This is a genomic window from Sulfitobacter sp. 1A15106, from assembly GCF_043556995.1.
Classification (GTDB): domain Bacteria; phylum Pseudomonadota; class Alphaproteobacteria; order Rhodobacterales; family Rhodobacteraceae; genus Sulfitobacter; species Sulfitobacter faviae.
This window is the reverse complement of the sequence record NZ_JBIFFM010000001.1, coordinates 226,466-239,302: the sequence shown is the minus strand read 5'-3', so window position 1 is coordinate 239,302 and position 12,837 is coordinate 226,466. Positions and strand designations below refer to the sequence as shown.

The 12,837-nt window shown below is 66.5% G+C and carries 4 protein-coding genes; all 4 read left to right on the top strand.

Going from position 1 to position 12,837, the window contains the following annotated elements; genetic code table 11:
- Positions 1-126: 126 nt before the first annotated feature.
- The 4 genes from ACGYKA_RS01085 to ACGYKA_RS01070 are packed head-to-tail and all read left to right on the top strand — an operon-like array spanning position 127 to position 12,833.
- Positions 127-6,561, top strand: coding sequence for a type I polyketide synthase (locus ACGYKA_RS01085; protein WP_394410041.1), 6,435 nt, complete (start codon positions 127-129; stop codon positions 6,559-6,561).
- Positions 6,561-7,568, top strand: coding sequence for a glycosyltransferase family 2 protein (locus ACGYKA_RS01080; protein ID WP_394410044.1), 1,008 nt, complete (start codon positions 6,561-6,563; stop codon positions 7,566-7,568). The genes ACGYKA_RS01085 and ACGYKA_RS01080 overlap by 1 nt, the downstream gene beginning before the upstream one ends.
- Positions 7,568-12,151, top strand: a complete 4,584-nt coding sequence (locus ACGYKA_RS01075) for a MupA/Atu3671 family FMN-dependent luciferase-like monooxygenase (RefSeq protein WP_394417248.1) — start codon at positions 7,568-7,570, stop codon at positions 12,149-12,151. Before ACGYKA_RS01080 ends, ACGYKA_RS01075 begins: the two co-directional genes overlap by 1 nt.
- Positions 12,132-12,833, top strand: coding sequence for a 4'-phosphopantetheinyl transferase (locus ACGYKA_RS01070; RefSeq protein ID WP_394410050.1), 702 nt, complete (start codon positions 12,132-12,134; stop codon positions 12,831-12,833). The genes ACGYKA_RS01075 and ACGYKA_RS01070 overlap by 20 nt, the downstream gene beginning before the upstream one ends.
- Positions 12,834-12,837: the final 4 nt, after the last annotated feature.

The following is a 12,837-nucleotide window of genomic DNA, read 5'->3' as shown; positions in this document are numbered from 1 at the left end:
GTGACCCTAGGGCACGTTATCGGCTCATTTTCGCCAGATTTGCCTGTTGTATGCTTCACCCGAAGCTTAAATTGAACCTCAAGGGTGCCGCACTCTGGCCAAGCGGGCGGTGGGACATGTGTCGCAATGAATAGCACGGACAACACTCTTTCGCGCGGTGACATCGCGATCGTCGGCATGTCGGTGACGGTGCCGGGCGCCGAAGGGATTGACGCCTATTGGGCGAACCTGCGCGATGGGGTAAGCGCGCTCAAGCGCCGCGAAGCGGCAGAGCTGCGCGCCGCCGGAGAGAGCGCCGAGCGGATGGCCCGGCCAAACTATGTGCCCGTCACCGCCGATATGCCCGGCTATGAGATGTTCGATGCGGAGTTCTTTGGCTTCTCGCCAAAAGACGCCGCCATCCTTGACCCGCAGCACCGCAAGTTTCTTGAGATCGCATGGGAGGCGATGGAGCAGGCGGGGCATATGCCCGAAAGCCTTTCCGGCCCGGTGGGTGTCTATGCCGGCTGCGGCATGGGAAGCTATTTCTATTTCAACATCTGCTCGAACCCGGACCTCGTCGACGATGTGGGCATGTTCCTGCTGCGCCATACCGGGAACGACAAGGATTTCCTCTCGACCCGGGTGAGCCATGTGCTTGACCTCAAAGGCCCGTCGATCAACCTGCAAACCGCCTGTTCGACCTCGCTGGTGGCAATCCATTACGCGGCTCAAGCGCTGCGTGCGGGTGAGATCGACATGGCGCTCGCGGGCGGGGTGACGATCGAACTGCCGCAGGGGCGCGGCTATGAGTTCAAGGAAAACGAGATCCTCTCGCCTGATGGCGAATGCCATGCCTTCGACCACCGCGCGCAGGGCACCGTCTTTGGCTCTGGCGCAGGCGCCGTGGCGCTGCGGCGGTTGGAGGATGCTGTCGCGGATGGTGACCACATCTGGGCGGTCATCAAAGGCTCGGCGGTGAACAACGACGGGGCGGCAAAGGCGGGCTACCTGGCACCTTCGGTGGACGGGCAGACAGCCGCCATCGCCCGCGCGCTCGATGATGCAGGCGTGGCGGCGCAGAGCATCGGCATGGTCGAATGCCACGGCACCGGCACCTATCTGGGCGACCCGATTGAGGTGGCCGCGCTGACCCAAGCCTACCGCGCCGAGACGCAGGCCGAAGATTTCTGCCGCATCGGATCGGTCAAGACAAACATCGGCCATCTCGACACCGCGGCGGGCGTGGCGGGGCTGGCCAAGGCGGCGCTGTCGCTGCACCACCAGCAGATCCCGCCTTCGTTGGGCTATGAAGCGCCGAACCCGGCGATCCCTTTTGAAGGTTCGCCCTTCCGCGTCAATGACCGGCTCTATGTCTGGCCCGGCCAGAGCACCCCGCGCCGCGCCGCGGTCAATGCGCTTGGCGTGGGCGGCACCAATGCGCATATGATCTTGGAAGAGGCCCCCGCCCGCGCGGCCTCGGAAGACAGCGATTTCCCTTTCCATGTGCTCTGCCTTTCGGGGCGCAGCAAAGCGGCCTTGGACGCCAATAGCGCCGCGCTCGCGGCACATCTGCGCGCCCATCCCGAACAGCCTTTGGCCGATGTGGCTTTCACCCTGAAAGAGGGCCGTCGCGGTTTTGACAAACGCCGCGTCTTGGTGGCCGAAAGCCATGAGGAAGCCGCGGCCCTGCTGGAGGCGGGCGACAGCCGCCGTGTCTTTACCCATGACCACCTCGGCCCTGATCCCGAAGTCGTTTTCATGTTCCCCGGCGGCGGCGCGCAATATGCCGATATGGCCCGCGATCTTTACGAGACCGAGCCGGTCTTTGCCGAATGGATGGACCGGGGGCTGGACCATCTGGCCCCGCAACTCGACTACGACATTCGCGCGATCTGGCTGCCGGAGGCTGAGGGCCGCGCAGCAGCCGAGGCCAAGCTGAAACGCCCCTCGGTGCAACTGCCGCTGATCATGATCGTTGAATATGCGCTGGCGCAGCTTTGGCTGTCTTGGGGCGTGAAACCCGCCGCAATGGTCGGGCATTCCATGGGCGAGAATGTCGCCGCCTGCCTTACCGGGGTGATGCGCTTTGAGGACTGTATCGACCTTGTGCTGCTGCGCGGGCAGTTGTTTGACGAGGTGCCGTCGGGCGGGATGATCAGCATTGCCGCGCCGCTGGACCGGATCACGCCGCTTCTGGGCGAGGCCCTTGATATCGCCAGCGTGAACGGCCCGGAACTGATCGCCGTTTCCGGCCCCGAAGACGCGCTAAAGGCGCTGCAAGAGCGGCTAGACGCCGCCGGTCTTGACCATCAGCGCATCGCCATCGACATCGCCGCGCACTCGCGGATGTTGGACCCAATCCTTGACCGATACCGCGCCTTCCTCGCCACGCTTGACCTGCGCGCGCCGCAGATGCCCTTCCTGTCGAACCGCAGCGGCGAGGTGATCACGGCGCAGATGGCGACGGACCCCGATTATTGGGTCGAACAGCTCCGTCACACGGTGAATTTCGCGAATTGCATCAACACTCTGAGCCGCGATGCGCCGCGGGTTTTCCTTGAGGTCGGGCCGGGCAAGGCGCTTTCCGCCTTGGCGCAGATGCACGCGGATGTGGCCCCGGGGCTGGTGATGTCTTCGCTGCGCCACCCCGAGCAAGAGATCGCGGATGATGCCTATTTCCTCGGGGTGATCGGGCGGCTCTGGGCCTGCGGGGTCGAGGCTGATTGGGCGCAGATTTGGGGCGAGGCACGGCGCAACCGCGTGGTGCTGCCGACCTATCAATTCCAACGCGCGCGCTATTTCATCGCGCCGGGTGAGGCGGCGGCGCGCCCTGCCGAGCAACCGCTGCAACGGCTGGAGGATATCGGCGACTGGGGCGCGCTGCCGCATTGGCAACCGCGCTATGCCGAACGGGATTTGGACCTGTCCGGCCCGCTGAACTGGCTTGTCTTTGCCGATACGGCGGGGCTGGGGGCCGAGGCGGCGGCACGGTTGCGGGCCGAAGGGCACCGGGTGGCAGAGGTCACGGCGGGGGATGCCTTTGACCGCGTCAGCGCCGATCATTTCACGCTTGCCGCCGAACAGGGGCGGTCAGGCTATGACCAGTTGATCGCAGCGCTTGAGGCCGATGGGCGGAGGCCCGACCGGATCGCGCATTTCTGGCTGACCGATGATCAGGCCGCCCCGCGCCCCGGCTCCAGCCGGTTTGACCGCAACGTCGAACAGGGGTTCTGGAGCCTGACGTGGCTCGCCCAGTCCTTGGCCGAGGCCGAGAACCCCGCGCCGATGCACCTCAGCGTCTTCACAACCGGTGCCGCGCAGGTGGCAGAGGAGGGGCTGGCCTACCCCGAAAAAACGCTCATTTCCGGCCCCGTCGGGGTCATGGCGCGCGAGGTGCCGGGGCTGACGGCGGCGCAGATTGACCTGCCCGAGGCCGCCCCTGTCGCGCTTTCCGGGTGGTTCGCGAAGCCGGTGACGCCCGCGCCGGTGATTGACCCCTCGGACCTAATCGAAGAGCTTTTGGCGACCCCGGCCAACCCCCAAGTCGCCCATCGTGCTGGCCGCCGCTATGAGTTGGGCTACCGCGCCGCCGCGCTGCCCGAGGCTGATCTGCCGGGCTGGAAGTCACAGGGAAGCTACCTCATCACCGGCGGTTTCGGGGGCATCGGCATGACCCTCGCGGCGGATATTCTTGACACGCCCGGCACCCGCGTGATCCTGCTGAGCCGCGCGGCCCTCCCGATGCGCCATGAATGGGAAAGCTACCTTGCCAGCCACGGCCCGGCTGATGCCACAGCGCGCCGCCTGCGGGCTGTCCTGCGGCTTGAGGCCAAGGCGGCGCAATCGGGCGGCGCGGTCGAAGTGGCCCGCGCGGATGTCGCCAACCTTGCGCAGATGCGCCGGGTGATCGACGACCTGGCCGCGCGCCACGGCGGGCTGACGGGGGTGATCCATGCCGCGGGGGTGCTGGATGACGCGCCGCTTTTGGCCAAAACGGATGCGAATATCGACGCGGTGCTTGCGCCCAAGGTGCAGGGGCTGCGGGTCTTGGATCAACTGCTGCCCGATGGCACGCTCGACCTCATGGTGCTCTTTTCCTCGACCTCCACCGCGACCCGCGCGGCGGGGCAGGTGGATTATGTGGCGGCCAATGCCTGGCTCAACGCCTTTGCGCAATCGCGGCGCGCGGCGCAGACCCGCGTGGTGGCGGTGAACTGGGGCGTTTGGGGCGATGTCGGCATGGCGGCAGAAAGCCTTGGCGGCGGCGGTGCCGTGGCGCTGCCGGCCCGCCTGATCAAGGCGGCGCTGCTGGAAACCGCCGGTTCGGGTGAGAGCGGCGCGCCCGAATTCACGACCGAGGTTGCAGCCTCCCATTGGCTGCTTGACCAACACCGCACCTTGGATGGCCGCGCGATCATGCCCGGCACGGGCTACATTGAGCTTTTGGCAGAAGCGGCGGCGGCCCAAGGGCTAGACGGCTTCACTCTGCAAGACCTCTATTTCCTGCGCCCCCTGCCGTTGGCCGATGGGGCGCAGCGCCGGATCAAGATCACCCTGACCCCGGAGGGCAAAGGTTTCGCCGCCGAGTTGCACAGCGCCTGTGTGGTCAACGGCAAGCCTGCGTGGCAGTTGCATGTCCAAGCGCGGCTGTCTCCGGCAGACGGCAGTGCCGAACCGCTTGACCTCGCGGCCATCGCCGCCCGTTGCGAGGACGTGGCCGAGGCCGCCCCCGGGCGCCATCTGCCCGCGGTTCAAGAAGCGCATTTGAAGTTCGGCCCGCGCTGGCATGTGCTGCAATGCACTGCCCTCGGGCAGGGTGAGGGCATCGCCACGTTGCACCTGCCCGAGGCAGCACAGGGTGATCTGACCGATGGCTACCTGATGCACCCCGGTCTGATGGATATCGCCACCGGTTGGGCCATGGCGCTGATCCCCGGCTATGCCGCGCGCCACCTCTGGGTGCCGCTGTCTTATGGGGAGATCACGCTTCACGCCCCGCTGCCAGCCGAGGTCCGCTCGCATGTCCGGCTGGCCGAGGGCACGGGGGCCGAGGGTTTGGCCCGTTTCGACGTCACGATCACCGATCCGCAGGGCATGGTTCTGGTCGAGGTCCGCGATTTCGCGATGAAGCGGCTTGAAGGGGCCTTTGCCGATGTGCCCCCGCCCGACGCCCGCGACGTGACCTTTGAGGATGCCGACAGCGGTGATAGCCTCAGCCCCGCCGAAGAGCGTCTGGCCCGTCTGGTGCGCCAAGGCATCCGCGCGCAGGAGGGGCCAGAGGCGCTGCGCCGCGCGCTGGCGCTGGAGGCGCCGCAGGTCATGGTCTCTTCGCTGCCCTTGCAAGGGTTAATCGCGCAGGCCGATGCGCCGCTGACCGATGCCGCCGCTCAAGGGCAGAGCTTTGAGCGGCCCGATCTCGACGGCTCCTTCGTGGCCCCGCGCAATGGGATCGAAGAGAGGTTGGCCGAGATTTGGTCGAACCTTTTGGGCGTCAGCCCCGTGGGGGTCGAGGACAGTTTCTTTGACCTCGGTGGCCATTCCCTGATCGCGGTGCGCCTCTTCGCGGCGGTCAAACGTGAGTTCAAGGTGGAGTTCCCGATCTCCGTCCTCTTCGAAGCGCCGACCATCGCCAAATGCGCAGCCCTGATCGCGGCGGAACGCGGGGATCTGGCGCAGGCGGAGGCGGTCGAGACAGAGGCGGCGGGCTCGCAACAGCGCTTTGACTACCTCGTGCCGCTCAACCAGTCCTCGCAGAACGCAATGCCGCTGTTCGTGGTCGCGGGGATGTTCGGCAATGTGCTGAACCTGCGCCATCTTGCCCTGCCGTTTAGCAAGGAGCGCCCGGTCTATGGGGTGCAGGCCCGTGGGCTGATCGGGGACGCGGCCCCCCATGAAAAGGTGCAAACCGCCGCGGCGGATTACATCGCCGAAATCCGCGCCTTGCAGCCCCAAGGGCCTTATTTGCTGGCCGGATACTCCGGCGGCGGGATCACGGCCTATGAGATGGCGCAGCAGTTGAAGGCCGCGGGGCAGGAGGTGGCCGTTCTTGCGATGCTCGACACGCCGTTGCCCGTGCGCCCGTCGCTCAACAAGATCGACAAGGCGCATATCAAACTGGCCGAACTGAAGCGCAAAGGCCCGGCCTATCTGCTGGAATGGGCGCGCAACCGCTGGGCGTGGGAGCGTGAGCGGCGTCGGGCGCCGCAAGAGACGAGCGGCGAGGGCGAGGGGGTTTCCTTTAACAGTCTGCGCATTCAGGCGGCGTTCCTCCGCGCGGTGGGACGGTATGAAACCCCGAAGTGGGACGGGCCGATGACCCTGTTCCGCCCGCCGCTGGATCGGCATTGGGCGGTCTCTGCCGGGCAGTATGTCACGGCGGAAAAGGAATATGTCTATGAGGACAACCAGTGGCGGCAATACGCGCCGCGCTTGCAGGTGATCGAAGTGCCGGGCGATCACGTCAGCATGGTGCTGGCCCCGAATGTGACCGTGCTGGCGCAAGAACTGGCCGAGGTGATCGCGGCAGCCCTGCCCGAAGGCGCAGGCCAAGACCACACCCAAGCCACGGCGGCGGAATGATGCAGCAACCGCCCCGCCTGCTGGTCGTCATCCTCAATTACCGCACCGCAGAGATGACCCTGCGCGCAGCTGAGGCCGCTTTGGCCGATATGCCCGATGCGGGTGCCGAATTGGTGATCGTCGACAATGACAGCGGCGATGGCTCTGCCGCGCTATTGGCGCAGGAGATCGCCGCGCGGGGCTGGGGCGCGGGCAACCGGGTGCGGCTGATCGCATCGCCCCGCAACGGCGGCTTTGGCGCGGGCAACAACTTGGCCATGCGGGCGGGAATGTCGGACGGGTCCGCGCCGGATTTCGTGCATGTGGTGAACTCGGATGCCTTCCTCGATCGCGGCTGTATCGGGGCGCTCTTGGACCACCTGCAAAACCACCCCCGCGCCGGATTGGCCGGAAGCCATGTGCGCGGGGAGGATGATGTGCCTCATGCGACTGCCTTTCGTTTCCCCTCAGCCGCCGGAGAGTTGGAGGCCGCTGCGCGCTTTGGCCCGCTGACGCGGCTGCTCTCTGCCTCGGTCGTGGCGCCGCCCCTGCCTGAAAAGGCGGCGCAGGTCGATTGGGTGGCCGGTGCCAGCGTCATGATGCGGTGGGACATGCTGGCCGAGATCGGCCTCTTCGACGAAGCCTATTTCCTCTATTACGAAGAAACCGACCTTTGCCTTCGGGCCGCGCGGGCGGGTTGGGACTGCTGGTATGTCCCGCAGGCGCGCTGCGTGCATGTCGGCTCGGTCTCCACCGGGATGAAGGAATGGCGGCGCATGCCGCGCTATTGGTTCGACAGCCGCCACCGCTATTTCGCCAAGAACCATGGCCGCGCCTATGCCGCACTGGCCACGCTCGCGCGGCTTGCCGGGGGCGGGTTGCACCATCTGCGCTGCCTGCTCACCGGGCGCCGCCCGGAAGATGCGCCGGGTTTCTACCGCGACCTTGCGGCCCATGCGCTCACCGCGCGGCGCGCGGCCCCCGCCGTTCAAGACCCAAGCCGTAGCCCCGCCACGGAGGACCGTTGATGACCGTCAGCTTCAAGACAGACCCGTTCACCGCCTTCCTGATGGGCGACGAATCCCTCACCATCGCCTGCGGCGACATGCTGCTGGTGGGCGGGCACCGAATCACTGCCGTGATCACCCGCGACGACGCGGTGCGCGCTTGGGCCGAGGGGCAGGGGCTGGCGCTCTGCCGCGATACCGAGGAACTCTTGCCGATGGGGCTGTCCGCCGACTGGCTGTTAAGCATCGCCAACCTGCGGCTGATCCCCGACACGGTTCTGGCGCTGCCCAAACGCGGGGCGGTCAACTTTCACGATGGTCCGCTGCCGCGCTATGCCGGGCTCAACACACCCGCTTGGGCGATCATCAATGGCGAGGCGCGGCATGGGGTCAGTTGGCATCTGATCGAGACCGGCGTCGATACCGGCGACCTACTGGCGCAGCGCAAGGTTGATATCGCAGCCGATGAGACGGCCTTCAGCCTCAATTCCAAATGCTACGCCGCCGGGATGGAAAGCTTTGGCGAGGTTCTGGCCCAGTTGGAAAGCGGCAGCCTGCAAGGCACCGCCCAAGACCTGAGTCAGCGCAGCTATTTCGCGAAGGACAAACGTCCCGAGAACGGCGGGCTGATCGATTTTACCAAAACGGCGGAGGAGATCGGCGCGCTGGTCCGTGGCCTTGATTTCGGCAGCTATTGGAACCCGCTGACCACGGCGAAAATTCTGGGCACGGGTGGCGCGGTGCTCTCCGTGCCCCGCGTGGAACGCGCGGCGGGGCAGGGCGGCACGCCCGGCGAGGTTGTCGAGGTCGACGAGGCGCGGGTAATCGTGGCGGCGCAGGACGGGCATATCGCCCTCCATGATCTGCGCGATATGGCGGGCGAAAGCGTTGCACCTGCGCAGTTTTTCGCCCCCGGGGATATGTTGCCCCAGACGGCAGGCCCGGTTCCGGCTCCGGCTGATGAGGCATATTGGCGGCGCGCTCTCACCAGCTTCGACGCGCTGCCGGTCCCCTTGGTTACCGCAACCGAAACGCCGGAGGCATGGGGGGCGCGGGAGATCACCTTGCCGCAGGGAAGCGACCCGTTGTACCAAGTCGCCGCCGCAGCCCTCGTCGCGCTGCGCAGCGCCGGGGCCACCGAAGGCGGCATCGCTTTGCGGCGTGAAGGCGCGCCCGCGCCGCTCATCGCCGATTGGCTGCCGATCACCATCACGGCAGAGGCGGAGACACCGGCGGCGGAACTGCTGGCTCAGCTAGACCCGCAACTCACCCGCGGGAAGGGGGCCGCGGGTTTCGCCCGCGACCTGCCCCTGCGCGACCCGGCGATTGATGTGGCTGCCACCCCGGAGTTCGCGATCTCCTTTAGCGATGAACCGCTTGCGGGGTCGGCGCTGACACTCTGCCTCACACTACAGGGCGCGCGGCTTCTTGCCGACGGTGCGCGGCTGTCCGACGCCGCGGTCGACCTCCTCGCCGCACGCCTTGAGGCGGCCTTTGCCAAGATCATCGAGGCCTCGGACTGCGGCACCGTCTGGGCGCTCCCAGAGACTGAGGCGCAGACCTTGGCCCGCGTCAACGCGACGACGCGCGCCTATGACCCCCACACCATCCACGCCGCTTTCGAGGCGCAGGTGGAGCGCACCCCCGACGCGCCCGCGCTGGTCTTTGAAGGTGAGACGCTGAGCTACGCCGCATTGAACACCCGCGCCAACCAATTGGCGCATCTGCTGCGCGGTAAGGGGGCGGGGCCGGGGATGCCGGTCGCGCTTTGCGTCGCACGGGGGGTGGACCTGCTGGTCGGCACGCTTGGCATTTTGAAAGCCGGGGCCGCCTATGTGCCGCTTGATCCGGCCTATCCGGCAGACCGTCTGGCGCACTACCTCTCAGACAGCGGCGCATCTATTGTGGTCACGCAATCGGCCCTCACCGCCAGCCTGCCCGCGCATGGCGCGCAGGTGGTTGAGATCGACCGCGACCCGCGCCTTGCCACGGCACCGAGGGCGAACCCCGCCGCCAGCGCCGGGCCGGATGACCTCGCCTATCTGATCTACACCTCCGGCTCGACCGGGACGCCCAAGGGGGTGATGGTCAGCCATGGCAATGTGGCGAATTTCTTTGCCGGGATGGACGACCGGATCGACCATGAGGCGGGGGCGGTCTGGCTTGCCGTGACAAGCCTCAGCTTCGACATTTCGGTGTTGGAACTGTTTTGGACCCTCGCGCGGGGGTTCAAACTGGTGCTGGCGGGCGATGACAGCCGGGCGCTCATGTCGAACGGCCCAATTGCCACGAGCGACCGCAGGATCGACTTTAACCTGTTCTATTGGGGCAATGACGATGGCGTCGGCCCCAAGAAATACGAGTTGCTTCTTGAAGGGGCGAAATTCGCCGACGCCCACGGGTTCAACGCGGTCTGGACGCCCGAGCGGCACTTCCATGCCTTTGGCGGCCCTTACCCCAACCCCTCCGTCACCGGCGCGGCGGTGGCGGCGGTGACGCAGAACCTTGATGTGCGGGCAGGGTCTTGCGTGGCGCCGCTGCACCATCCCGCACGAATTGCCGAGGAATGGGCGGTGATCGACAATCTGACCAATGGGCGCGTCGGCCTGGCCATCGCCAGCGGCTGGCAGCCCGACGATTTCGTGCTGCGCCCCGAGAACACGCCGCCTGAAAACAAGCCCGCGATGTATGACGCCATCGACCAGCTGCGCAGGCTCTGGGCCGGGGAGCCGGTAGAGTTCCCCCGCGCCGATGGCACGCCCCATGCGGTGGTGACCCAGCCGCGCCCCGTCTCGGGCAGGTTGCCGATCTGGGTGACCACGGCGGGCAATCCGCAGACTTGGAAAGAAGCAGGGGAGATCGGGGCCAATGTGCTGACCCACTTGCTGGGCCAGACCGTGGAAGAGGTTGCCGATAAGATCAAGATTTACCACGACGCCCTGCGCGCTGCAGGCCATGATCCGGCGGACCACAAGATCACCGTCATGCTGCACAGCTATCTCGCCGAGACCCGCGCCGAGGCCGAAGAGACTGCGCGCGGGCCGATGAAGGACTACCTGCGCTCGGCAGCGGGGCTGATCAAACAATACGCTTGGGCCTTCCCGGCCTTCAAAAAACCGGCGGGCACGACGAATCCGTTTGAGATCGACCTCGAAGGTCTCTCGCCTGAGGAAATGGACGCGATCCTTGAGTTCGCCTTTCAACGCTATTTCAACGACAGCGGCATGTTCGGCACCGTGGCCGATGGTCTGGCGCGGGCCGAGCAGCTCAAGCGGATCGGCGTGGATGAGATTGCCTGTCTGATCGACTATGGCATTCCGACCGACAAGGTAATGGCGGGGCTTGCCCCCTTGGCCGAGGTGTTGCACCGCGCCAATGCGGGCGGGCAACCGGCGGCGGATGACCACTCCATCGTCGCGCAGATCATCCGCCACGGGGTGACCCATCTGCAATGCACGCCTTCGATGGCGCAGATGATGGTGATGAACGACGAGGCGCGCGGCGCTTTGGCGCGGATCAAGTCGCTGATGATCGGGGGAGAAGCGCTGCCCGGCACCCTGCTGCGCGGGCTGCGCGCGGCGACCCCGGCGCAGATCCAGAACATGTATGGCCCGACTGAGACGACGATCTGGTCCACGACCCATATGCTCGACAGTGCCGAGGCCACCACCGCGCCCATCGGCAGGCCAATCGCCAATACGCAGGTCCATATCCTCGACCCCGCGCGGCAGCCGCTGCCCATCGGTGCTTCGGGGGAGCTTTGGATCGGGGGCGATGGCGTCACGCAGGGCTATTGGCAACGGGCCGAGATGACAGCGGCGCGTTTCATCGACGATCCTTTCACCGGCAGGGGCCACCTTTACGGCACGGGCGATCTGGTGCGGATGGATGCCGAGGGCGTGCTGCATTTCGAGGGGCGCGCGGATGCGCAGGTTAAGATACGTGGCCATCGGATTGAGCTGGGTGAGGTTGAGGCGCGTCTTGCCGAATTGCCGGGGGTGCGCCAAGCCGTGGCGGTGCTGCGCGAGGATGCCGGGCAGGGTGGCGCGCAGTTGATCGGCTATGTGGTCGCGGAAAAGACGGTGGATAGCGACGCCGCGCGGCGGCAATTGGCCGCGCATCTCCCTGATATCATGGTGCCGCAGGCCATCGTCACCCTCACTGCCATGCCACTGACGCCGAATAAGAAAATCGACCGCAAGGCGCTGCCCGCCCCGACCCGACAAAGCGCGCCGACCCATGCTGCGCCGCAGGCCGAAACGCCCGCGGTCGGCAGCCAAACGGCGATCGCGCAGGTCTGGAGCGCGCTCTTGGGGATAGGGGACATTCGCGGCGAGGATAATTTCTTTGCCCTCGGCGGCCACTCGCTGCTGGCGGTACAGGCGCATCGCGACATCAAGGCGGCCTTGGGCGTCAGCGCTTTGTCAATCACCGATATCTTCCGTTTCCCGAGTCTTGCCGGACTGGCGGCACATATCGACGGGCTGGGGGGCAAGACCGCCGCACCGGCCAAGACGCCTTCTGCCGCCGAGCCCCCCGCGCGGTCCGAGACCATGTCGAAACGTCGCCTCATGCGGGCCGCGCGTGGCCGCGGGCGGGGTTGAGGTGACGGCGGAGGGTGAGATCAAAGATGCCGTTCAGGCTCTGTTCGATCTGCCGGTCGCCGTCGCCGTGACCCGCCCCGGCAGAGCATACCCGCCCTTGCTGGCGGGCGAAGCCGCCTTCATCGCACGGGCACAGCCCAAACGGGTCGCCGAATTCACCGCCGGACGCCACGCGGCGCGGGAGGCGATGCAGGCGCTTGGCCATCCGCCCGCGCCGGTGCTGGCCAGTGCCGACCGCGCGCCGATTTGGCCACCCGGGCTGACCGGGTCCATCAGCCACTGTGACGACTGGTGCATCGCGGTTCTGGCGCGCAGGGCAGAGGTGGAGACCCTCGGCGTCGACATCGAAGACGACAGCCCACTGCCCGCAGACCTGCTCACCGAAATCTGCCTTCCGGCGGAAATCACCCGCCTCGGCGGCGCGGACCTAGCGGCTGCGAAACGCATCTTTTGCGCCAAGGAGGCGGCCTATAAGGCGCAGTACCCAGCGACCAAGGCGCTTTTTGGCTTTGATCGGCTTGAGGTCACCCTATCTGGCGACAATATCACCTTCGACGCGCGATTTACCCAAGATACTGAGCGCTTTAGCCGCGGCGATAAGCTGCCGGGGCGGATCGCGTCGGTGGCGGGCCATCTTGTCAGCGGGGTGGCGATTGGGCAGATTGATCGCAAAGGAGCTTGATCTC

Excerpts from the sequence above, each read along its gene's own strand:
- ACGYKA_RS01085 (WP_394410041.1), top strand. The coding sequence starts at position 127 with ATGAATAGCACGGACAACACTCTTTCGCGCGGTGACATCGCGATCGTC.
- ACGYKA_RS01080 (WP_394410044.1), top strand. The coding sequence starts at position 6,561 with ATGCAGCAACCGCCCCGCCTGCTGGTCGTCATCCTCAATTACCGCACC.
- ACGYKA_RS01075 (WP_394417248.1), top strand. The coding sequence starts at position 7,568 with ATGACCGTCAGCTTCAAGACAGACCCGTTCACCGCCTTCCTGATGGGC.